This window comes from Streptomyces cellostaticus, assembly GCF_023630175.1.
GTDB classification, from domain to species: domain Bacteria; phylum Actinomycetota; class Actinomycetes; order Streptomycetales; family Streptomycetaceae; genus Streptomyces; species Streptomyces cellostaticus_A.
Window position 1 is genome coordinate 1 of sequence record NZ_JALLIN010000049.1, and the last position, 22,225, is coordinate 22,225.

The following is a 22,225-nucleotide window of genomic DNA, read 5'->3' on the forward strand; positions in this document are numbered from 1 at the left end:
GGGATGATGCGGATCTGGCAGGTCTCGGCGGCGATGACCGTGGCGGTGCGCGGCTGGGAGTCCAACACGGCCAGCTCACCGAGTAACTCACCGGCGCCGCGCACGGCAAGAAGCGCCCTTTCTCCACAGGCCCCGTCCAGGGTGATCAACGTTGACCCGCATTCCAGCACGACCAAGTGAGTTGCTGGATCTCCCTGGCGGAGCAGTACAGTCCGAGCGGGCCTTCCGCGCTGCGGTGCGAGCGCCTTCAGGCGTGCCCATAACTTGTCGCCGATCACCGTGGCATGTGGCTGATACATGCGTCCCCCTGCTATGCGGCCCCGACACACTTAGGTGATCGTCTCAACTAACCAGAATGTTGCTCAATAGCCACATTCCAGCCATCAGGAGTGCAGGGCAAAGTCGACGGCCAGGCGGGCCGCTCGCAGCTTCCTGTCCGCCAGCCGGGCCAGCACGTGTAGTCGGCGGCCCTCGACATGCCGTTCAAGCTCCCCATGCGCAGCCGTACTCACACCGACCCGGTTGTGTACGAGCGCTTCGCTCATCAATTCGGTATGCAGCCCCGCCCTTGGGACCACGGGTCGCAGAGCGAGCAGCGCAGCCCCTATCGCGGCCATCAGCAAAAGACACATCAGAACCAAGGAGAACAACGCGATAGGGGCCATGTCGTGCGCACTCGACAGCACGGCAACCCCTGCAGCCAGCAAGCCGCCGGCTATTCCGCACAAAGCCGTTGCTTTCGTATCCGCCCGCTGTACCTCGACGAAGGCGCGTTCAGCGTGTCCTTGCAGCCGCTCCATCTCCAACGGAATATTGCCTGGCTCGTGCATGTCGCCCCGCATCCCTCTGTGGCCGTCGCCTGCTTGTCGTGGCAGTTGCCGGCCTGTTCTCAGCTGTCGAGGGGTGATGCCTACCGCAGGGCATGAGCAGCGGTAGGCTCCTCACTCCACGGCCTTCCGTGGGTCCGTAGTCAATGAGATGTGGGGCGGCACCGGTGAGGCGGAGCGAGCGCCTACCGCTGGCTGGGCATCGTTGGGCGACAGCTTATGCCTCGGCCGTGACGCTCGTTTGACGCTCCGAGCGTCTGCAGGTCCTATGGCTGGGCTGTAAATGGCTTCTGACCTGGGAATACGTCAGTTCCTTCTCGGTCTCATGTCTTCCCGATGACGCATCACGTGGAGTGCGTGGCGATTCTGGAGCCTGCGGACAAGGGCGCCTGCCCTCGGGTTTGTGAGCCAGGCGTTTGTGACAATCAGGCGGCGACGAGCTCCTGCTCGCGGTCCGGCGTCTTGACGTTGGGCTTCTTGTTCGGCAGCGAGAGCCGGAAGACCTTGCGCCACGCGGAGAACACCTGTTTGGGCAGCGGTCCGGTGACGTACTCCAGCTCGTACTTCTCGAACAGCGCGCGCACCTTCACCGCGACCTCGGCGTACCGGTTGCTCGGCAGGTCCGGGAACAGGTGGTGCTCGATCTGGTGCGACAGGTTGCCGGTCATGAAGTGCATGGCCCTGCTGCCGCTGATGTTCGCCGAGCCCATCATCTGGCGCAGGTACCACTGGCCGCGCGTCTCGCCCTTGATCGACCGGCGCTCGAAGACCTGCACGCCCTCGGGGAAGTGCCCGCACATGATCACGGAGTGGGACCAGATGTTGCGGACCAGGTTCGCGGTGAACGTGGCGGCGAGCGTGGTGAGGAACGACGGGCCCGACAGCAGCGGGTGGATCACGTAGTCCTTGAGTACCTGCTTGCGGATCTTGCGGCCCACGGCCTTGGCCCGCGCGCGGAACTCCGGGTTCTTGCGGCGGTGCTTGTTCAGGTTCTTGCCGAGCTCCAGGTCGTAGGCGGCGATGCCGTACTCGAAGAAGCAGGCGTTGATGAAGTTCCACAGCGGCTGGCCGAGGTGGAACGGGTGCCACTTCTGGTCCTCGTCGACGCGCATGATGCCGTAGCCGAGGTCGTTGTCCTTGCCGAGCACGTTGGTGTACGTGTGGTGCAGCTCGTTGTGCGAGTGCTTCCACTGGTCGGCCGGCGAGACGTGATCCCACTCCCAGGTGGTGGAGTGGATCTTCGGGTCCCGCATCCAGTCCCACTGGCCGTGCAGGATGTTGTGGCCGATCTCCATGTTGTCCATGATCTTCGCCACGGACAGACCGGCGGTCCCGAGCAGCCACGCGGGCGGGAAGATCGAGAAAAGCAGCACACCCCTGCTGACCAGCTCGAGCTTGCGCTGCGCCGAGATGACCCTACGGATGTAGGCGGCGTCTTTCTCGCCGCGTCCGGCGATCACTTCGTCGCGGATCGCGTCCAGCTCGTGGCCGAGCTCCTCGATCTGGGCCGCCGTCAGGTGGGCGGTGGGGTCGATGGCGGTCAAGGTGCTCCTACCGTTCGATGTCGCAAGGGCCCGCCGCGGCGGACACACAGGTCTGGATGAGGACGCCCGGCTCGGCCTCGGTGATCTCGCCGGTGCGCAGGTCGCGGACGGCGCCCGCCTTGAGCGGGGTGATGCAGCCGAAGCAGATGCCCATGCGGCACCCGGAGGGCATGAGCACGCCGGCCTCCTCGCCGATGCCCAGCAACGGTGTGGCGCCGTCCGCGTCGACGGTCTTGCCGGTGGCGCTGAACGTGACCTTGCCGCCGTCGCCGGCGACGACGATGCTGGGGCGGAAGCGTTCGGTGTGCAGGCGCTCTTGGACGCCGTGTTCGCTCCAGTGCTTTTCGGCGGCGTCGAGCAGACCCGCGGGCCCGCAAGCCCAGGTCTCGCGCTCGGCCCAGTCGGGCACGAGTTCGTCGAGACGGGCGATGTCGAGCATGCCGTCTGTGTCGGTGTGCACCTCGGTGAGCCGCAGCTTCTTGTCCGCGAGCAGGTCGTGCAGTTCGTTGCGGAAGATCACGTCTTGCGGCCGTGGCGCGCAGTGGACCATGACGACGTCGTCGAACTCGGTGTCGCGCAGCATGCCCATCACGGGTGTGATGCCGCTGCCGGCCGTCAGGTAGAGCACCTTGGCGGGCTTGGCCTGCGGCAGCACGAAGTCACCGGTTGCCTGGTCGAGTTGGATCAGCGTGCCCGGTTTCGCCCTGCGGACCAGGTGGTTGCTGACCTTGCCGTCCGGGATCGCCTTCACGGTGATCGTGACGCGGCCGTCCGGACGGTTCGTCGGCGAGGTGAGGGAGTAGGCACGCCACAGGCGCACTCCCTCGACGTCGACCCCGATCCGGACGTACTGACCGGCTGTGTGGCCGCGCCAGCCCCGTCCCGGTCTGATCACGATGGTCGCGGCGTCATCCGTCTCGGGGTGCACGGCCTCGATGCGCCCCCGCAGGTCAGCGCCCGCACGCAGTGGGCTGACCAGGTCGAGGTAGTCCGACGGCAGCAGCGGCGTCGTGACCATCTCCAGCAGTTTCCATGCCCTGCTGCGAAGGGCTGCACTCGTCATGACTCCAGCTTGCTGCGTCTCAGGGCGTAAAGTCCTGACCGTAGGACGTGAATCTGGTGGGTGGAATTGTTCGCAGGGAATAAAAACGTGAATCGTGTAACCCAGAGGGCCAGCGAACTGGCCCTGGATGAGACGACGGTCACCGCACTTCGGGCCGCGCTGAGGACCACCGCCGACGAGGTCGTCCAGGCGATCATCGATGAGGTCCCTCCCTACGCGAACGCCCTTTCGGGCCGCATGGGCGGCACCATCCGTCGAGCTGTTCGCACCGCCCTCGGGCACTACCTGGACCTCGCGAGCGGGAACGCCACGGGCGGCGACGGCGGTGACGCGGCCTACGAGCTGGGCCGCGGCGAGGTGCGCGACGGCCGTTCGATGGACGCCCTGCTCAGCGCCTACCGCGTCGGCGCCCGCGTGGCCTGGCGATGCCTGGCAGCGGGCGCCGTGTCCGCAGGTCTGCCCGCCGCCGAGGTCGCCAAGTTCGCCGAGCTGACCTTCGCCTACATCGACGAGCTCTCCGCCGCGAGCGCCGCGGGCCACGCCGACGAACTGGCCGCCCGGGGCAGGGCCCACGAACGCCACCTGGAACACCTGGCCCGCGACCTCCTCGCCGGCGCGAGCCCGGACGTGCTGCTGGCCTCTGCTCAACGGGCCGGATGGCAGCCTCCGGTTACGCTGACGGCGGTCCTGCTGCCCGCCGCCCAGGCCCGGCCTGCCTACCGCGCGCTCGACCCGAGCACCCTCGTCCTCGAAGATCTGCCGGACGCCACCGGTGTGCTGCTCGTCCCCGATTCCGACCGATCACATCTCTTGCGGCAGCTGACCGACCGCACCGCCGTGGTCGGCCCGGCCCGGCCATGGACTCGTGCCTCCGCCTCCTACGCACGAGCCGTACGCGCGCGCTCCCTCTCCTCTGATATCCGCGACACCGAGGACCACCTGCCCGAGCTGGTGCTGAGCGCCGACGTGGACGCGTTCGCAGACCTGCGTGCCCGAGCCCTCGCACCGTTGCGCACCTTGCCTGTCGCGACCGCACAGCGGCTGGAGGAGACGTTGCGGGCGTGGCTGCTGCACCAGGGCAGGCGGGACGAGGTGGCGGCGGCGTTGTTCGTCCATCCCCAGACCGTCCGGTACCGGATGTCACAGCTGCGGGAGCTGTTTCCGGATCTCGCATCGCCACACCGGGTCCTTGAACTGACGCTGGCGGTCGGTCTTCGGGCCAGTTGACGCGTACTTCGACCGTCCACGAACTCCCGGAGGATCCCGGCATCGTGCTCGGTGTCTACCTGGACGTCCTTGCAGCCGGGACGGTTCGGTGAGCGACGCGATCAAGGTGCAGCAGGTCGGCTGACAGGGAGCGTTCCACCACGAGTCGCCCACCTGCCGATCCGTCAGGCCCGCGTCTGGCCGACCAGCCACACCCGGTCGCGACTGAGCGGGAGTTGGCCGAGGAGGACGCCGGTCGCGTGGAGCAGGGTGTTGGCGAAGGCTGGAGCGACCGGGTTGAAAGGGCGGACTGTCGGCCGTGACGCCCGTTTGACTCCCTGGGCACCCACATGCATGGCGATGGGCCAGGAAATGGTGTCTGACCTCGGGTTTTCCGAAGATCGCTCAGGTCGACATCTTTCCGATGGCCCACCAGGTCGGTGTGCCGCGATTGAACCGGTCGCGAAGAGCTCCTGAACTGCGGTTGTGGGCGAACAATGTGCGGTGCGGGCGTTCAGTAGGTGGGACCGTAGGGGCTCCAGTGCCCGAGGAAGGGTTTCAGGTCGTCGGCCCGTGGGTTGGGGATGTCGGGCAGCCGGGGCGGTGTGTTCAATGGGTCGAGGCTCTCAACGGTGGATGTTGCCGGCTGATCCATGCTTCGGCTTCGGTTCTGGTCTGCCCGGGTGGCATGGCCTCGACTCGTGTGCGTACCGCGCTCACGTACTCGGTCAGTCGGGTGGCGTGGCGCCATGCCGCTTCCTGCGCTTCAAGGTGCCGGACGGCCCGGGAGGTCTACCACCGGGTCAGACCTGTGCACTCGCAACCCTCGCTACAGGGGCCGTCGTGAGACGTGAGAGGGTCTGGGGCGTGAGTGAGACACCACCGAACACCCTGCAATACCGCTTCGACGGGCCAGAAGACGCTCCGGTCCTGATCCTGGGTCCCTCACTGGGTACCACATGGCACAGGTTGTAGAGACCGTCCAGGGGCGTCTACGGCAGTCCAGCGTGGGCAGGAAATTACAGGTCAGGGCGTTTTGGTCCGGGACGGTCTGACCAGTTGGTGATTGCGGTGTGACACGAGAGTGATACGGCGAGGCCCGTCGTGGCGGGTTCTCCGCGCGGATCCGTGAGACGGCGAAGCCGCACCGGAGCACTCCGGTGCCGCTCCTGGGTCGAGATCGAACGCGCTGGCTGCGCGCGATGCGGTCGGTGACTCGTACGATCCGCATGCCTGTGACTCTTTCGGGTGTCTGATTTGCGATCGCACCCGCTCATCCGTCCGTAGGAGGGGTGCGGCCCCTCCCCGTGCGACCGGGTCAGTGAGTGCGGGAGGCCGGATCGGCTGGCTGGCCACCGGCAGCTGAACTGGGATGGCTTCACTCCAGTCTGCAGCGCGCGGCAGGCGACGAGCCTGGCTACGTCCGGCCTTAGACGTCGTTTCTGTTGGTGGATGGGTGCCGGGCATCATGGTCGTCGACGGGAGCCAATGGCGAGAGGACGGGTGCGGCAAGTGTCTGGAGGCGTACAAACGGCTTTGACCGAGCTGTGGCAGCAGCACTGGCCAGACTGTCCTCCGGTCGGGTACAAGCTCCGCGACCCGTACCGGGATCGCTGGGTGCGCTTCCACAGCCTGCCGGAGTCGAAGCGATACGCAGAGGACGAGAGCGAATACGACGTCGTCCTGGAGCGGTACAACACCGTCCTCGATGAGTTGTTCGCCGGTGGGGATGTCTACGTGATCAACCCGGTTTGGGCGATCGAAGCCGAGGTTCCGCCAGCCCAGCCAGACAGTGGCTACTGGCAGACCCTGCTGGTGGAGGACGATCCAGACCCGGAGTTCCGTACCTACTGCCATCTCTTCGCCGCCCGCCAGCCCTGGCGATATGGCTGCTTCGACGAGCTGCTCCGTGACATCGCTGAAGACAAGGTGGCGGGAGTCCTCATCACCGACACCCAGATGCGGCGCATCTATCACCCCTACGACGGCGGCGCCGATGTCTTCCTCGCCACACCCGGGGAACGGGATCAGACACGCGATCGGCATGCCGACTGGCTTTCCAGCCACCCGTCGGGTCTCTGACTTGGCCGGCTCGCCACCCCGCCCAGGTCGCCGGATTCAGGTAGTCAGCCGACGGAAGCAGATGCGCAGTGCCGCTATGCCGACGAAGGCAAGGAAGTGCTCGGCCTTGCGCTCGTAGCGCCGGTGGAGCCGCCGACAGCCGGCCAGCCAGGACACGGTCCGCTCGACCACCCATCGGTGACGGCCGAGCCGCTGTGAGGACTCGACGCCCTTGCGAGCGATGCGGTGGCGGATGCCACGGCTGCGAAGCCACCGACGCAGATGGTCGTAGTCATAGCCCTTGTCGGCGTGCAGCTTCGCCGGGCGTCGGCGGCGCGGGCCGCGACGGGAGCGGATGGGCGGGATCCCGCGCACAAGCGGCTCAAGGCCCAGACTGTCATGCATGTTCGCCCCGGAAATGCCTAGGGACAGCGGCAGTCCGTTGCGGTCGGTGATCAGGTGGATCTTCGATCCCAGCTTGCCGCGATCGGTCGGATTCGGTCCCGTCAAAGGCCCCCTTTTGCCGCCCGGACACTGACCGAGTCGATCGCACACCGCGACCAGTCCAGCTCACCCCGAGCACCGAGTTCGTCGAGCACGACCCGATACAACCGGGCCCAGACCCGGTCCCGGCTCCACTGGGCGAAGCGCCGGTAAACCGTGGGCCAGGCCGGGCCGAACACCGGCGGGAGCTGGCGCCAGGTGCAGCCCGACGTCGCCACGAAGATGATCGCGGCCAGAGCCTCACGGTCACCTGCCCGCCGCCGACCCCCACCCTGCGGACGCTTCACCTCAGTCGGCGGCACCACACGCCGGAACAGCACCCACAACTCCTCCGGCACCAACCGCTCAACCAGATCCGTCATGCACGGTTCAACGAACCATCACGCCAAAAGAAACGACGCCTTAGACGGACACGAACACGCGGAACCGCCGATCCATGCTTTCCACCACGCCCTCATCGCACGGGGATCAACTTCCGGCCTGCATGATTCTAACCACATCAACTGCGGGGAGAGCAGCCAGGAGAAGGCGGATGACCTCAACGTGACGCTGCAGGATCTTGCCACCGGTTCCGCTGGACACTCCTTCTGAGCAACGTGAGGATGCTGGGAAGTCCTACAGCAGCGCAGCAAATTGAGGTGCTGGTCGAGAAGCCAGGAGGGGATCTGGCATGTCAGTCGACAATGTCGAACAACCATGCTGGGACGAAAAGTTTGACTCCGTCCTGAGGCAGATCCTGCCCGAGTTGCCCGCTGTGACGCCCGAGATCTGGGATCGGGAGCTCAGGGCGCTGGGATTGAACTCCGTAAAGATGGTGGAGCTTCTCCTCCGACTGGAAACCGCCTACGGCACCACGCTGTTCGACGACGACCTGGACCATCGACACTTTTCCACGCCGCGGACCATGTGGGACTTCGTCGCGCGGCGAGTCAATCTGGACGCTGCAAAATGACGGACGTCAACGAGTACGAAACCGTGTTGACGGACATTGTCGCTGTCGCGCGCAACAACGCGGAACGCACCGACCGAGAAGCCAGGTTCCCGGTCGAGGCAATGGCCGCTCTCCGCGCTTCCGGACTGATGGGAATGTTCGTGCCCAGGGAATACGGAGGGCTCGGCAGCGATCTTCATCTGTATGTGCACATAGCGAGTCAGCTGGCGGCAGCCTGCACATCGACCGCGGCGATCTGGACGATGCATGCCTTCCAGGTGGACGGGTTGTCCCGCTTCGCGGGAGAACGACTGCGGGAGACGGTTCTGCCGGCCATCGCCGATGGGAAGATCTATCTCGCCTCGGTCACGACGGAGGCGGGCAAGGGCGCCGACATTCTCAGGGCCGATGCGCCACTCACGCTGCGCGGCGAGGAGGCTTGCTTCGAGCGGGTCGCTCCGGTGGTCACCGGAGGACGGCATGCCGAGGCTTTTCTGATCACGCTTCGTGCCGCACCAGAGGCGCAGTCGCACGAGGTGAGCCTCGTGTACGCAGAGCGCGGCCAACTGCGGATCAGCGAGCACGGGAACTGGGATCCGCTGGGAATGCGGGGAACCGAGAGCGTAGGTCTGACGATCTCGGGCTCGGTGCCACCCGACCAGGTGGTGGGCCAACCGGGACGGTTCGAGGACATGGCCAGTGAGAGCATGATCCCCCTTGCCCATCTTGGCTGGTCGGCTTGCTGGCTGGGAGCTGCCCGCGGGGCCTTCTCCGAGCTGCTGCGGTGGCTTCGGGCTCCCGCGCGACGCGGCGGTCCTGACATCCATTCAGATCTGGTACGGGAGCGACTGGCGCGTATAAGGGTGGACCTCGATCTTGTGAGCGCCTACCTCACGCGCTTGTGCGACGAGCTCACGGCCGCGCGATCGGCTGGGCGGCCATGGTCCGACACCCGCACTCGCCTCCGCGTGAACACGCTCAAACTCGCCGCGTCCGAGCTGACGTTCAAGGTTGCGGACAGCCTGGTCCAGCTCGCCGGGATGAACGGTGGCTACAGCCGGCTCGCGCCCATCAAGTTCGAGCGTTATTTCCGGGATCTGCGCTCTGCCCGGCTCAACCATTCCAACGACCGCATGTGGCCGGCCACGGGTGCCCTCGTGTTGCTGGACCCCAAGGTCACGCTGCTCTGATGCGGGAGGAGACGAGCATGCACCAGTACACGGTCCCGCTGAGCCAGAAGGTGCCTCTGCGACTTGCCGGAGAGCTGTCGAAGCGCGTGTTCTTCGTGTCCGAGGACATCGAGAGCTTCGAACTGGTCGAGGAGAAGGAGGGCGAGACCGCCGTCGTCTGCGCGGTGCGCGTCACCACGCGCGCTCCGTCGGACACGGTGCAGATGCGGAGCATGCTCAATCAGCTCGTCTCCGACGACATCCTTCCGCAACGTTCCGTGATGGAGCATCGGATCTGGCAGTCCAGTCATCCTGTGACGACACATGACGACACGTTCGACCGAATGCTCGACCAGGGAATCGCCATCCCTTCCGGTGAAGGCCAGTTGGGATTCGGTGATCCCTTCACAGGTCTGGTCGCCCACCTGGACGAGGTCTTCCGGGCGGCCGCGCAGCGCTCATTCGGCGCGCTGGAACACAGGTATCCCAGTCTCATTCCGACCGGGGTACTCGCCCGTAGCGGCTATCTCACGTCCTTTCCGCAGTTTCTGATGTTCGCCGGACGACTCCACGGCGAACTGGACTCCTACAAGGGTTTCGTCAAGCAGGTGAGCGACCGCGACTCGGCCGAGGACACGGATGCGGCCGTCTCACGAGCCCTGGCCGACCACAGCACACACTCGGGATACACGCTGTCCCCGGCCGTCTGCTATCACGTCTACGAGCAGCACGCGGGCAAGAGTCTCGACGCCGATCTGGTGTCGGTCACGGCGCGTGGTACGTGCTTCCGGCACGAATCCCGGTACCACCGGTCGCTGGAGCGCCTGTGGGAGTTCACCATGCGCGAGGTGGTGTTCATCGGGAGCGAGAACCGCGTCGCGGAGGCCAGAAATTCGTTCATGCAGGACGTCTTCGCCATCGTGGAGGAGCTCGGTCTCGCAGGTCATGTGGAGACTGCCAGCGATCCCTTCTTCTGCGATGCCAAGACGGCCGAGAAGATCTGGACCCAGCGCCTCATGCAGCTGAAGTACGAGTTGCTCCTTCCGGTCCCCGGAGGCCGTTCTGTGGCGGCCGTGTCCTTCAACACCCACGGCAGTTCCCTGGGCGAGGCGTTCTCCATCAGGACGCCGGACCGCGAGATCGCCCACACTGGCTGCGTCGCCTTCGGTCTCGAGCGCTTCGCGTACGCCTTTGTGTGCCAGCACGGTCTCGATCCGGCCGGCTGGCCGGACGCAGTCAGCCGCTCGGTGCAGTCGTCCGGGGCCACGGAGGCGAGCAGATGACCTATGAGGCTGTTACGAAGGAGACCAGGACCCTCGTCGTTCAGGCGTGGTACCGGACGCTTGAGGAGTACCCGGCCGACGACCGGGAGAATTTCTTCGAAGCCGGTGGGAATTCCGTCCTGCTGGTTCAGCTCCAGAGCGAGCTCACCGAGTCGCTCGGCGGCGTCAGGGTCCCGCTGAAGGACATTCGCCGGGCCCCCACCGTGGAGGGGCTGCTGAAGAGCATCTCGGAGCTGGGAGCGTCTCCCGAAGAGAGGGTGCCCGGGCGTCTCGACCTGTATTGCCTTCCGTACGCGGGCTGTTCGGCGCGCGTATTCGACAGCTGGCGCGGTTGGCTCCCGGAGTCGGTCCGTCTGATGCCGCTTGAGCTGCCCGGGCGCGGTTCCCGCAGCGCGGAGCCGGCGATAGACAGCCTTCCCCTTCTCCTGCAGGACCTTTCCAGCGCACTGGGGGACCGGGACGGCGAGTTCGCGGTCTTCGGGCACTGCTTCGGGGCTCTGATCGCCAACGAGCTGATCAGGTTCCGGCGCTCACGGAGCCTGTCCCAACCGCGGCACCTCGTCGTCTCCGCCTGCCGGGCACCCCACCTCGCCACTCCTGAGGAACGGACACACGACCTTCCGTTCGGCGAGCTGAAGGAGCGCCTGCGCCAACAGGGCGGCACGCCGGCCGAGCTGCTTGAGAACGACGAGCTCATGGAGTTGTACGTGCCTACTCTGCGCGCTGACTATTCGATCTACGACCACTACCGCGTCAGTGACGACGGTCCATTGGAGTGCCCCGTCCTCGCCTTGTACGGAGAGGACGACGCGGAGGCCGACCGGGCGGGCATGGAGCAGTGGCGTGGCTACTCCACAGGGCCGTTCGCCATCGAGCCGGTGGCTGGTGGGCACTTCTTCGCGCAGACCTCGGAAGCGGCCGTGGTGGAGAAGGTGTGCCGGTGGCTCGGAGTTCCCCGATGATGCCCGCACGCGGCACCGGGACATCCGGGCGTTCCCTAGTCACACTGGAGTTCAGCAACGAGGTGCCCCCCAGGAACTTTGAGGAACTGATACCGGCGAGGCTCTCGGAGAACCGGCTGGTCGTCGACCCGCTCGCCTTCCCCGGCCTGGACCGCAGGGTCGTGGCGATCGCCGAGCAGGCGGAGTACTGGGCCGCTCGCATCAACCGCACGGCGGGGAGTCCGTCGGCAGTGCTCGCCTACTGCTCGGCCGCCGCACTGGCCGAGAGGATCGTCGCCGCCCTGGGCGGCTCGAACGCGACTCTGATCCTGTTCGACCCGGAGTACCCGGACAGCCAGGCACCACAGAGCCTGTTCCAGGACCTCGTTCGCTCCATCGGCGACACCGGAGCGACCGAGCGGATCCCCGACCTCACGGATCTCCCTGCCGGAGAGTCACTGCGGCAGGCCGGGGCGTTCCTTGCCGGGCTCATCGAGCGCATCGCACCTGACCTCGACCGCGCCATCGCCGAGGAACTGACGACGGGGCAGCGCGCCTGGCTGAGCTTCGTCCTGTCCACCGCCTTCACACCGGCTGGTGCCTCCCGCACGGACCACGTCTTCCTCAGCGACTCGGGATCGTGGCAGGTAGGCCGCGGCCCCGAGGTCCACCACGTCGGAGGTTCGCCCACCGACCTCTTCCGGTCCCCGGCTGTGGCGGCCGAGCTGTCCGAGATCCTGGGCATCGGGGTGACATGCAGGTGACGAAGACCACGCCGGTGCGCTGCCCGTACGCGCAGGATCCCACCGTTCGCCCCGATCCCTGTGCCGACTACCTTCCCTGGCGGACCGATGCTCCGGTGCGCAGGGACGAGCTGCTCGGCGTATGGGTGGTGACGGGTTTCGCGGAAGTGTCACGCCTGCTGATGAGCCCCGCACTGTCGTCGGCCTGGCCGGCGCAGGGCGCGACGGAACTCCACCTGTCCGGCCCGGACCGGGAGGGCAGGGCGCGCACGTCGGACACCGTGCGCCGGTGGTTCATGTTCAGGAACGGCACGGGCCACGCGACTCTCCGGAGGCTGATGGCCCCCCTGTTCACGCCGGAGCGCATCTCACGGCTGCGCCCCTACGTCGAGGCTGTCGTTGACGAACTGCTGGCCGCCCGCAGTACGGACGACGTGCTGGACGTGATGACCGGCCTCGCCGTTCCGCTATCCAGCCGGGTCATCTGCCACATCCTGGGCCTCCCGGAGACGGTGGCCCCGCGACTGCACGGATGGGCGCAGGACATCGCCGCCCTGCTCATCGCCGACTACCTGCCTCAGGTCGTCGTGCGGGGAGACACGGCGCTGCGGGAGATCGAGGACGTGATCGCGCAGGTGCTCGACGGCGGCGAAGCCCGGGAGACCAGTAGTCTCGGCGTGTTGCGGCGCGCTGTCCGCGACGGGCTGATCGACCAGGCCGATGTGCCGGCCACAGCCAGTCTGCTGGTCTACGCGGGGTACGAGACCACCTCCACCTTCATCGGGAAGGCGGTGCGAGCGTTGTTCCACTCCGGAACGTGGCATTCCCTGACCACCCGGAGTCCCTCTTCGGTGGTGGAGGAACTGCTCAGATTCGACACCTCCGTCCAGCAGGTCGCCCGGGTCGCCACGGAACCGGTCGCGGTGGGAGGACACTGCATCGAGGCCGGCGAACTGGTTCTGTTGATGCTCGGCGCCGCCAACAGGGACGCGTCGGTCTTTCCCGAGCCCGACGACCTGTCCACCGAGCGAGGCATCCGCAGGCATCTGGCCTTCGGGCAGGGCCCGCACTACTGCCTCGGTGCCGGGCTGGCCCGTCTGGAGACGGAGGTCGTCCTCGCGGCGCTGGCGGCACGCTGGCCCTCTGCCCGCCTCGCGGCCCCACCGGCCACCCGCCCGCACAACGGAGTGACCGTGCTGGAAAGTCTCAAGATCCGGGGCGAGCCGTGCTGACGCGGGACGAGACCATCCACGGGGCGTTCGCCGAACAGGTGCGACGCAGGCCGGCCGGGGTGGCGCTGATCCAGGGCGAGACGGTTCTGACCTATGCCGAGCTGGCCCGGGCAGCGGACGATTACGCAGCCGAGCTGGCGGCGCTCGGGGTTCGTCCGGGCGACCTCGTGCCCGTCCTCCTGCCACGCTCACCGGAGCTGGTGGCGACGCTGCTCGCCCTGCTGAAGCTGGGGGCCGCCTATTCCGTCGTGGACCTCAGGTGGCCGGAGGAGCGCCGGAGCGAGGTGGTCCGCCGGCTCGGATCGCCGGTCGTGGTGTCGCACACCCGGCCTGTGTCCGTGGCCATGCTCAGCGGCCGGAGGGTGGAAGACGCTGTGACCGGAGGCGAAGCGCCTGCGACGGTCTTCTTCACCTCCGGCACGACCGGCACGCCGAAGGGCGTGGTGTCTCCGCACCGTGCCACCACCAGGCTGTTCACCGCCGGGAGTTTCGCCGACTTCGGGCCGGGCTGCGTCACCTCCGTGGCTGCCGCGACGGCGTGGGACGCGTTCTCGCTGGAACTGTGGGGCCCGCTGGTCAGCGGGGGTACGGCTGTCCTCGCGGGCGGCGAGTACTTCCTCCCGGACGCGCTGTCCACGATGATCCGCGACCGCGGCGTGAACACGGCCTGGCTCACCGTCTCGCTCTTCAACCTGTTCGTGGACGAGCAGCTCGACTGCTTCCGGGGGCTGTCACAACTGATCATCGGCGGGGAGCGGCTCTCGCCCGCGCACGTCCGTCGGTTCCTCACCTCGCATCCCACCGTGACCCTGCTCAACGGCTACGGTCCCGTGGAGAGCTGTGTCTTCGCGACGACGCACCGGGTGACGCTCGCCGACACAGGGCGGAGCGGCGGTGTTCCGCTGGGGCGGCCGGTGCCGCGCACACAGGTCGTCGTGATGCGGGACAAGGTGCCGGCGCCGCCCGGCAGGCCGGGCGAGATCTGGATCAGCGGTGACGGCTTGGCCTTCGAGTACCTCGCCGACCCGGAGGAGACCAGGAAACGGTTCGTGACCGTCCCGACGGCTGACGGCGAGACCCGTCTGTACCGCACGGGAGACCTCGGCTTACTCGACGACGACGGGGTCCTCCACTACCTGGGCCGTGCGGACCGGCAGGTCAAGATCCGGGGCCACCGGGTCGAACCGGCCGAGGTGGAGAGTGCCTGCGAGGCACTGCCGGAGGTGGACCGCGCCGTCGTCGTCCCCGTCGAGGGAACGAACCGGTCGGTCAGGCGCCTCGCGCTGTTCTACACCGCCTCGGCAGCGGGGCGTCAGGCCGGTCCGCCGTCGCTGACCGCACGTCTTCGCAAGGTACTTCCCGCCTACTGCGTACCAGACCTGATCGAGGAAGTGGCAGTGTTCCCGCTGACGGGACAAGGCAAGACCGATCATCGTGCGCTCCTGGCCAGGCTGGGGCCGCCCGAGGTCGGACCCGGCACGGACCTCGAGGACCTCTTTCGCGAGATCCTCCGGCCCGGTGACAGGCCGCTCGGCCTCTTGACGCCCGACACGACCTGGGCCGCTCTCGGGGGCACCTCGCTGGACGCCATGCGCCTGTGCGCCCGGATCCAGGCGCAGCTAGGCGTTCGCGTGACCGTGTCCGACTTCATGCGGGATCCGAGCCTCAACGGGCTGCGACGCCTGGTGGAAAAGGCCGTGGCCCTGCCCGTCCGCGAGGTTTCCGCGCCGTCCGACGCGAAGGCGGTCCCGCTCGTAGGAATGGCAGCGCACTTCTGCATGGCGCACGAGATGAGTCCTCAGGACACCTCTGCGCTGTGCCGGAGGGCGTGGCGGATCGACGGTCCGGTCGACCTGGCGGCGCTCGAGCAGGCCCTGGGCGACCTGCACGACCGGCACGAGGCGCTGCGCGCCTCCTACGTCCTGGAGGACGGGCCGGTCGCGCACCTGGCTCCCGGAGCGGACCATGCCGTGCTGGCCGACCTGGGGCAGCGGAACGACGACGGGGCGGCGGAATCCGCCCTGCAGGAGGCCCTGCTGCGTCCGCTGTCGATCCACGCGGGTGAGGTCTGGCGCTGCGTGGTGGTCAGAGCGGGGAGCGGCAGCACCCTGCTCGGCCTGGCCGTGCACCACGTCGCATTCGACGGCTGGTCCGAAGCGCTGCTCGTCTCGGAGCTGGGGACCGCGTACCGGAGCCGGGTCGCCGGGGCCCGCGAGACCTTCGACGGACCCGCCCCCACCCTGGTCGAACTCGCCCAGGAAGAGGCCGCGGTCCGCCGCCACCCGGACCACGAACGGCAGCTGAACCACTGGGCGGCGGCTTTGCGCGGCGTGCCGGACCTGGATCTACCGAGACCGCGCTCGACGGACGACGAGTCGGTGGGCGTCTTCCGCTTCGGGGTCAATGCCCGCGCCGTCGAGCGCCTGACACGGGATGCGCGGCAGTGCGGGGGCACGCTGTTCCTGGCCCTTCTCGCCGCATACGACGCCGCCCTGCGCGAGGTGCTCCGGCAGGACGACTTCTGCATCGGCGTTCCGGTCGCGCGTCGGGGCGGCGTGCACGCGGTCCGCGCCGTGGCGTGTCTGGTGGACATGTTGTGTGTTCGCCTGCCGCCTGCGGATGCGCCCGGTTCGCTGAGGGAGCGCATGCGTGGGGCGTATCAGGTGGTCGAGGCGGCCATGGCTTGCCAGGACATCGCGTTCGACGAGGTGGTGGCCGCTCTGGCTCCTCCGCGTACGGGCCGTAACCCGCTGTATCAGACCGTGTTCGCCTACCAGGACAACGCCGCCGAGGAGCTGTGGCTCGACGGGTGCACCGTCGGTCTCCTGCCGCAGCCACCTGTCGCACCGCCGGCCGAGCTGGTCTGCGAGGCGTGGCCGCGCTCCGACGGCGGGCTGCGGGTGGACGTGACCTTTCGGGCATCGCTGGTGCGGCGCGACGGGGCGCGGCGAGTCGCTGACGTGTATCAGGCCCTGCTGACCGAGAAGGACCACCGATGACCTCTGCTGCTGATTCGTTCACGTCCATTCTCTGCGCGCTGGAGCGGCTGGCGCTCGACGCGCCCACGGCCGTGGCCATCGAGACCACGACCGAGGAAGTGACCTACGCCCAGCTCTGGGAGAGGTCGGGATCGGTCGCCGCCTGGCTCCGGAACCTGCCGGAGTTCCGGCCCGGTGGGCTCCTCGGCGTGCTCTATCCGCGTGGCGCGGAGGGCATCACCGTCCAGCTGGGCACCTGGCGGGCGGGCTGCGCGTATCTGCCCCTCGACCCGAAGCTTCCCCGCGGTCGTCTGGAAGTGATCCTGGCGGATGCTCGCCCCTTCGGCGTCCTGGCGCCTGAGGGCGAGGGAACGGCCGTGGCCACGTCCGTGCCCGTGCGCCATCCCGACAGCAGCCGCGCCGTGCCCGAGGGCTCCGGCACCGCACCCACCACCTGCGCGTACGTGATCTACACTTCGGGATCCACCGGCACCCCCAAGGGCGTGGAGGTCGGCCACTCGAGTCTTGCCAATCTGGTCGGCTGGCACCGGCGGACGTACGACACCAAGCCCGGCACCCGGGTCGCGGCGTTCGCCGGACTGGCCTTCGACGCCACCGTCTGGGAGGTGTGGTCGACCCTGTCGAGCGGGGCGGCCCTCGTCCTTCCCGACGACAGCATCACCGTCGACGCGCTCGCCATCCGGGACTTCCTGACCAGCCGCCGCGTCGACCACTGCTTCCTCAGCACGCCTTTGGCGGAGCAACTGGTGACACTGCCTGAATCGCCTGCCACCCTGCGGATTCTCACCACAGGCGGAGACCGCCTGCGGGTCCACCCACCCGTCGACTTCCCCGCGGCGGTGCACAACCACTACGGGCCGACGGAAGCGACCGTCGTCACCACGGCCAGCGACGATCTGAGGAAGGGCGACCGCGGCTCTCTTCCGGACATCGGCCGGCCGATCTCAGGGGCGGTGGTCCGCCTGGTCGACGCGTCCGGTGCGGAGGTCACCGGGATCGGCGAGGCCGGTGAACTATGGATCGGCGGCGCGGGGCTGGCGCTCGGTTACCGGCGGGACGAAGACCTCACCCGTGAACGGTTCCGGTGCACCGAGGACGGTTCGCTCTGGTACCGCTCGGGAGACATCTGCCGCTGGAACCAGCACGGTCAGCTCGAGTACGTCGAGCGCCAGGACACCCAGGTGAATCTTCGCGGACACCGCATAGAACTGGCCGAGATCGAACAGGCGTTACTGGCGGTCGCCGAAGTGGAGCAGGCCGCGGTCGTAGTCCGCGATGACCAGTTCGGCGGATCCCTCGTCGCGTTCGTGTGCGGGGCGCCGAGTACGGGGCAGCTCCGGGCTGAGCTCAGCCGCGCGTTGCCCACATACATGGTGCCGGGGACATTCCACCGCCTGGAGGAGCTGCCGCTCAACAGCAGCGGCAAGATCGACAGAACGGCCCTGGCCCGTACCGCGATGGACGCCGGTCCCGCGACCGAGGCGGATGACGAGCCGCTCGGAGAGTCTGCGGGCACGCTCGACGCGGTGGCCGACATCTGGGGTGCCCTTCTCGGCCAGGTGCCGGTGCCCGGTGACAACTTCTTCGAGATCGGTGGGCATTCCCTGGCGGCCGCGCGGGTCACGAGTCGGGTCCGTGAGGCCTTTGGAATCGACGTCGGCCTGCAGGAGATCTTCGGGCACCCGGTCCTCTCGGAGTACGCACGCCGTGTCGACGGGCTGCGCGCAGGGAGACGGTGACCGATGCGTACGATATGGCACCTGTTCGACGAACGGCGTTCGCGTGAGCCGTCCGCGCTCGCAGCCGTCGGTGACCTCAGGTACACCTACCAGGACGTTCATGAGCAGGCTCAGTTACTGGCGGCACGCATCGAACGGAGCGCGCCGCCGGGCTCCCTCCTGGCGCTGGAGGCCGACAGTGCGGTGAACGCGGCGGTCGGCTTCCTGGCCGCGGCCCGGTGCGCGTGCGCTGTCCTCCCCCTCAACGGGCAGAGCCCACAGGCGCATCGGGAGCGGATCCTCACCGACGCCCGTCCAGCACTGCAGGTCGTGGCTGCGGACAGAGGCGACTTCGCCGTCGAGGAGACCGGCCTGGGCACCGGCAGGGCTGCGGGGGAAACGGACCTCGCCCGTGTCGCGTACGTCATCTACACCTCCGGTTCCACGGGCCGGCCCAAGGGCGTGATGGTGCCCCACACAGCGCTACTCACCCGCCTCTCGGGACTCGCGAGGACACCGGGGATGAAGCCGGGCGAGAGCATCCTCGCGATGACGGCGCTGTCGTTCGACATCTCGCTCGCGGAGATCCTGCTTCCGTTCGTGACCGGCGGGTACCTGATCGACGCTCCGCCGGAGGCTCGCTGGGACCCTGACGTCTTCGCCGCGGTGGTGGAGGAGAGGGAGCCCGACCTCATCCAGGCCACTCCTAGCTTCTGGCGCATGGTCCTGGCTGGAGGCTGGGCTGGCGCGCCGAAGAGCCGTATCTGGTGCGGGGGAGAGGCCCTGACGCCGGGGCTGGCGCGCCGGCTGGGGAGTCGCTCACTGGAGTTGTGGAATCTCTACGGCCCGACCGAGGCGACCATCTGGGCATCGGCCGCGCGGATCGATTCTTTCGACCCGGTGACGATCGGGTCCCCCCTCCCGGACTCGGGGCTCTGTCTGGACGGTCCTCGTGCGGAAGACGGCTCCCAGGAAGGAGAGATCCTGCTGTACGGGCCCGGGCTCGCGCTGGGGTACCTCGGCCGACCCGACCTGACGCGCGAACGGTTCCGTCTTCACGAGACCGATCAGGGACGACGGCTGGTGTACCGCACCGGTGACCGGGCGCGCCGGAGTCCTGACGGCTCCCTGACGTTTCTCGGGCGCAACGACGACCAGGTGAAACTCCGCGGCCACCGCATCGAGTTGGGTGAGGTCGAGGCGGTGCTGGAAGAGCACCCCCACGTCTCTGCCGCGGTCGTTCTCCTGCGCGATGCCGAGCGCCCGGAGCGCAGTCATCTCGAGGCTTTCGTCGCCGCGGGGCCCGCTGCCGACAAGGCCGACATCCGGCGTTGGGTGCGTGACCGGCTGCCTGTCGCGCAGTGCCCGACGAAGATATCCCTCCATCCTTCGCTGCCGCGTACCAGCGCGGGCAAGGTGGACCGGGTCCGACTGGCGAACCTCACACACCAAGGTGCTTTACATGAGTGATTACGCGATCGAACTCGACAACCTGTCGCGCGTCTTCCGGGCCGGTCAAGGCAAGACAAAACGCGCCGTTGACCAGCTGTCACTGCGTATCGAGCGCGGAGAGATGTTCGGCCTGCTGGGCCCCAACGGTGCCGGCAAGACCAGCACGGTCAAGATCCTCATGACCGTGCTTCTGCCGACCTCGGGGCACGCGCGCATCCTGGGTGACGACGTCGTGGCCCAGGTCGAGCGGGTCCGTCGCCGGACCGGCGTGATCCTGGGCGGTGACGCGGGCCTGTACGCGCGTCTGTCCGCGCGGGACAACCTTCTGCTCTTCGCCGACTTGTACGGCATTCCCTACCGTGAGCAGAAGCGGCGCATCGGCGAACTGCTCGACATGGTGGGTCTGCTCAAGAGCGAGCGGACCCGTGTCGAGGCGTTCTCCCGCGGGATGAAGCAGCGGCTGCACATCGCCCGCGGCCTGCTACACGATCCCGAGGTCGTCATCCTGGACGAACCCAGTAACGGAATCGACCCGGTGGGCGCGCGCGAGCTGCGGGAACTGGTACGGGGAACCGTCCGGGATGGGCGGACCGTCCTGATGACCACGCACTACATGTTCGAGGCCGACGAGCTGTGCGACCGGGTCGCCGTGATGCGTGGCGGGAGGAAGATCGCCGAGGGCACGCCGGAGTCGCTGAAGAAGCAGACGGACGGACAGGTCGTCCTGTCTCTGGACATCATCGGCGTCGGTGAGCCGGATCTCGACCGGCTTCGGTTGCTGCCCGGCGTAGGTTCCCTGAGTGTGGCCGAAGTAGACGGCAGCCAGCGTCTCGACCTGCACTGCGATCAGCAGACCGATGTCACGGCGGCGGTCATGGCAGAGCTGCGTCATCTCAATGTGCTGCGTGTGTCGAAGCGTGAGCCGACGCTTGAGGACGCCTACATTTCCCTGGTTTCGGGTGGTGATGACGCATGAACGTCCTGACCCGACGTGTCGCCAGCTCGACGCTGGTCATCTCGCGCGGGTGGCTGCTGGAGCTCCGCCAGCTGATGCGGTCCCGGCTGTACCTGGTGACAGCCGTGATCCTTCCCCTGGTGTTCGCCTCGCTCGCGCACTACATGTTCGCCGGTTCGCACCGGACGGAGGGGCCGCTCGTCATCGCGTTGAGCGCAGGCCTGATGGGCATGTGGTCCACCACGCTGATGGGATCCGGCAGCGCCATCAACCGGCTCCGCTTCATGCAGGTGCTCGAGCCCCTGGTCGCCTGTCCCACGTCCACTTTTCTGTTCTCCGTCCCCTTCGCGCTCGCCACGGCCTCGATGGGGATCTACTCGCTCGGGGCCACCCTGGTCTGGAGCACGCTCTTCTTCGGAATGCCAGTGGAGTTGGCGAGCCCCCTGCTCTTCGCGGTCGCCCTGCTGGTCACCGTGGTCTCGCTGGCGCTGCTCGGGCTGCTGCTGGCCTCTGCGTTCATCCTGTACCCCACGGCGCAGTCCCTGGCGAACTTCTTCGAGTACCCGATCTGGATGCTGAGCGGTGTGCTGGTGCCCGTGAGCTCACTGCCCGAACCGGTGCGGTACCTCGCCGATGTGCTTGCCCCGTCCTGGGGCGTGAAGGCGATCATGCGCTCCGCCACGGGTGAGGGCGGCACGCTTCCGGCGGTGCTGGCCTGTTCGCTTCTCTCCGTTCTCTACGCCCTGATCACACTCATACTGCTGAGGAGGTTCGAATGGTTGGCACGCTCCAGCGGAACGTTGGCGCTTCAGTGACGCTTCGACTGTTCTTCGCGGCCGGCTGGCGTTCCCACATGGCGCTGTTCCGATGGATGCGGCCGTCGGCGTTCTTTCCCACCGTGATCGGTGTGCCCACCGTGCAACTGATCTGGTTCGTCTATCTCGGCCACTACGTCGGCACACATCCGGTCGCCTACTACGCCGTGGGCAACGCCCTGCACGCCTGCGCCATCGCGGGCCTGTTCGCCCCGGCCATGTCCATCCAGGGAGAGCGGTTCAGCGGGACCCTGACCGCGGTGCTCGCCACCCCTGCCCGAAGAAGCGTCATGTTCCTCGGCCGGGTCGTTCCCGCCGTTCTGATCGGCTTCCTCACCTCCGTCGTCATGCTCGCCCTGGGCGTGGTCGTGGCCGATGTGGAGCTGCCCTGGGCCCGGCTTCCGCAACTCGTCGGCGCTGTCCTCGTGACGACGGCCTCGTGCTGTGCCTTCGGGCTGCTGATCGGCGCCATCGGCCTGCGCACCCGGGAAGCGATCCTGATCGCGAACCTGACCTCCTACCTCATGCTGCTGGTCTGCGGCGTCAATGTGCCTCTGGAGAGCCTGCCGGACTGGCTGCAGGTGGTGGGTCGGCTCATGCCGATGACGCACGGGATCCAAGCCGCCCGAGAGGTACTCGCGGGGACCACGGGTGCCGGGGGACTGATGCTCCTCGAGTTCCTCAAAGCGTTGGTCTACCTGGGCATCGCGCTCGTGGTGCTGCGGGTTCTGGAGCAGAACAGCCGTCGCCATGCTGTTCTCGACGAGATGTGAGTGTGCCCC

The 22,225-nt window shown here is 67.6% G+C and carries 19 protein-coding genes; 14 read left to right on the forward strand and 5 right to left on the reverse strand.

Annotated features, from left to right (window positions below; translation table 11 throughout):
• The 4 genes from MXD57_RS26090 to MXD57_RS26105 all read right to left on the reverse strand — a co-directional run.
• Positions 1-299, reverse strand: a 299-nt coding sequence (locus tag MXD57_RS26090) for a cyclic nucleotide-binding domain-containing protein (RefSeq protein WP_250404471.1), incomplete at its 3' end; no start/stop codon positions are given.
• Positions 300-383: 84 nt separating this feature from the next.
• Positions 384-830 (reverse strand): hypothetical protein, encoded by a 447-nt coding sequence (locus MXD57_RS26095; protein ID WP_250404472.1) that lies wholly within the window; start codon positions 828-830, stop codon positions 384-386.
• Positions 831-1,252: 422 nt separating this feature from the next.
• Positions 1,253-2,371 carry a fatty acid desaturase family protein gene (locus MXD57_RS26100; RefSeq protein ID WP_250404473.1) on the reverse strand — a complete coding sequence of 373 codons (1,119 nt, stop codon included), beginning with the start codon at positions 2,369-2,371 and terminating at the stop codon, positions 1,253-1,255.
• A gap of 7 nt (positions 2,372-2,378) precedes the next feature.
• Positions 2,379-3,434: a ferredoxin reductase gene (locus MXD57_RS26105; protein WP_250404474.1), complete on the reverse strand. Its 1,056-nt coding sequence runs from the start codon at positions 3,432-3,434 to the stop codon at positions 2,379-2,381.
• An 87-nt stretch (positions 3,435-3,521) separates the two neighbouring features.
• Here MXD57_RS26105 and MXD57_RS26110 point away from each other — a divergent pair, with 87 nt between their 5' ends.
• Positions 3,522-4,661 (forward strand): PucR family transcriptional regulator, encoded by a 1,140-nt coding sequence (locus MXD57_RS26110; RefSeq protein ID WP_250404475.1) that lies wholly within the window; start codon positions 3,522-3,524, stop codon positions 4,659-4,661.
• 1,515 nt (positions 4,662-6,176) lie between these two features.
• The gene (locus MXD57_RS26115; RefSeq protein ID WP_250404476.1) at positions 6,177-6,722 is read left to right on the forward strand and encodes a DUF3885 domain-containing protein; all 546 of its coding nucleotides are present in this window, start codon (positions 6,177-6,179) and stop codon (positions 6,720-6,722) included.
• 36 nt (positions 6,723-6,758) lie between these two features.
• Here the strand turns inward: MXD57_RS26115 and MXD57_RS26120 are convergent.
• A protein-coding gene (locus tag MXD57_RS26120; RefSeq protein ID WP_250404477.1) for an IS5 family transposase occupies positions 6,759-7,567 on the reverse strand; the annotation gives its coding sequence in 2 pieces (ribosomal slippage) (positions 6,759-7,217 and positions 7,220-7,567; 807 coding nt in all).
• Between the two features lie 308 nt (positions 7,568-7,875).
• On the opposite strand from MXD57_RS26120, the gene MXD57_RS26125 reads away from it, so the two are divergent.
• The 12 genes from MXD57_RS26125 (at position 7,876) to MXD57_RS26180 (ending at position 22,216) form a co-directional block, all read left to right on the forward strand.
• Positions 7,876-8,157 carry an acyl carrier protein gene (locus MXD57_RS26125; RefSeq protein ID WP_250404478.1) on the forward strand — a complete coding sequence of 94 codons (282 nt, stop codon included), beginning with the start codon at positions 7,876-7,878 and terminating at the stop codon, positions 8,155-8,157.
• On the forward strand, positions 8,154-9,326 hold the full coding sequence (locus MXD57_RS26130; protein ID WP_250404479.1) for an acyl-CoA dehydrogenase family protein: 1,173 nt from the start codon (positions 8,154-8,156) through the stop codon (positions 9,324-9,326). Before MXD57_RS26125 ends, MXD57_RS26130 begins: the two co-directional genes overlap by 4 nt.
• A gap of 17 nt (positions 9,327-9,343) precedes the next feature.
• On the forward strand, positions 9,344-10,588 hold the full coding sequence (locus MXD57_RS26135; RefSeq protein WP_250404480.1) for an aminoacyl--tRNA ligase-related protein: 1,245 nt from the start codon (positions 9,344-9,346) through the stop codon (positions 10,586-10,588).
• Positions 10,585-11,550 carry a thioesterase II family protein gene (locus MXD57_RS26140; protein WP_250404481.1) on the forward strand — a complete coding sequence of 322 codons (966 nt, stop codon included), beginning with the start codon at positions 10,585-10,587 and terminating at the stop codon, positions 11,548-11,550. The genes MXD57_RS26135 and MXD57_RS26140 overlap by 4 nt, the downstream gene beginning before the upstream one ends.
• A gap of 62 nt (positions 11,551-11,612) precedes the next feature.
• Positions 11,613-12,293 (forward strand): hypothetical protein, encoded by a 681-nt coding sequence (locus MXD57_RS26145; protein WP_250404482.1) that lies wholly within the window; start codon positions 11,613-11,615, stop codon positions 12,291-12,293.
• A complete protein-coding gene (locus MXD57_RS31885) occupies positions 12,290-13,504 on the forward strand; it encodes a cytochrome P450 (RefSeq protein WP_250404483.1) in 1,215 nt (404 codons plus the stop codon). Before MXD57_RS26145 ends, MXD57_RS31885 begins: the two co-directional genes overlap by 4 nt.
• Positions 13,498-16,503 (forward strand): AMP-binding protein, encoded by a 3,006-nt coding sequence (locus tag MXD57_RS26155; RefSeq protein ID WP_250404484.1) that lies wholly within the window; start codon positions 13,498-13,500, stop codon positions 16,501-16,503. Before MXD57_RS31885 ends, MXD57_RS26155 begins: the two co-directional genes overlap by 7 nt.
• Positions 16,500-18,242, forward strand: coding sequence for a non-ribosomal peptide synthetase (locus MXD57_RS26160; RefSeq protein ID WP_250404485.1), 1,743 nt, complete (start codon positions 16,500-16,502; stop codon positions 18,240-18,242). Before MXD57_RS26155 ends, MXD57_RS26160 begins: the two co-directional genes overlap by 4 nt.
• Positions 18,243-18,245: 3 nt before the next feature.
• A complete protein-coding gene (locus tag MXD57_RS26165; RefSeq protein WP_250404486.1) occupies positions 18,246-19,691 on the forward strand; it encodes an AMP-binding protein in 1,446 nt (481 codons plus the stop codon).
• Positions 19,684-20,649 (forward strand): ABC transporter ATP-binding protein, encoded by a 966-nt coding sequence (locus MXD57_RS26170; protein ID WP_250404487.1) that lies wholly within the window; start codon positions 19,684-19,686, stop codon positions 20,647-20,649. The genes MXD57_RS26165 and MXD57_RS26170 overlap by 8 nt, the downstream gene beginning before the upstream one ends.
• Positions 20,646-21,443 (forward strand): ABC transporter permease, encoded by a 798-nt coding sequence (locus MXD57_RS26175; RefSeq protein ID WP_250404488.1) that lies wholly within the window; start codon positions 20,646-20,648, stop codon positions 21,441-21,443. The genes MXD57_RS26170 and MXD57_RS26175 overlap by 4 nt, the downstream gene beginning before the upstream one ends.
• Complete coding sequence (locus tag MXD57_RS26180) at positions 21,440-22,216, forward strand: ABC transporter permease (RefSeq protein WP_250404489.1); 777 nt, start codon at positions 21,440-21,442, stop codon at positions 22,214-22,216. The genes MXD57_RS26175 and MXD57_RS26180 overlap by 4 nt, the downstream gene beginning before the upstream one ends.
• The last annotated feature ends 9 nt before the right edge of the window (positions 22,217-22,225 follow it).

Coding starts and splice junctions, on each gene's coding strand:
- MXD57_RS26125 (WP_250404478.1), top strand. CDS start 7,876: ATGTCAGTCGACAATGTCGAACAACCATGCTGGGACGAAAAGTTTGAC.
- MXD57_RS26170 (WP_250404487.1), top strand. CDS start 19,684: ATGAGTGATTACGCGATCGAACTCGACAACCTGTCGCGCGTCTTCCGG.
- MXD57_RS26160 (WP_250404485.1), top strand. CDS start 16,500: ATGACCTCTGCTGCTGATTCGTTCACGTCCATTCTCTGCGCGCTGGAG.
- MXD57_RS26135 (WP_250404480.1), top strand. CDS start 9,344: ATGCACCAGTACACGGTCCCGCTGAGCCAGAAGGTGCCTCTGCGACTT.
- MXD57_RS26095 (WP_250404472.1), bottom strand. CDS start 830: ATGCACGAGCCAGGCAATATTCCGTTGGAGATGGAGCGGCTGCAAGGA.
- MXD57_RS26140 (WP_250404481.1), top strand. CDS start 10,585: ATGACCTATGAGGCTGTTACGAAGGAGACCAGGACCCTCGTCGTTCAG.
- MXD57_RS26175 (WP_250404488.1), top strand. CDS start 20,646: ATGAACGTCCTGACCCGACGTGTCGCCAGCTCGACGCTGGTCATCTCG.
- MXD57_RS26130 (WP_250404479.1), top strand. CDS start 8,154: ATGACGGACGTCAACGAGTACGAAACCGTGTTGACGGACATTGTCGCT.
- MXD57_RS26105 (WP_250404474.1), bottom strand. CDS start 3,434: ATGACGAGTGCAGCCCTTCGCAGCAGGGCATGGAAACTGCTGGAGATG.
- MXD57_RS26165 (WP_250404486.1), top strand. CDS start 18,246: ATGCGTACGATATGGCACCTGTTCGACGAACGGCGTTCGCGTGAGCCG.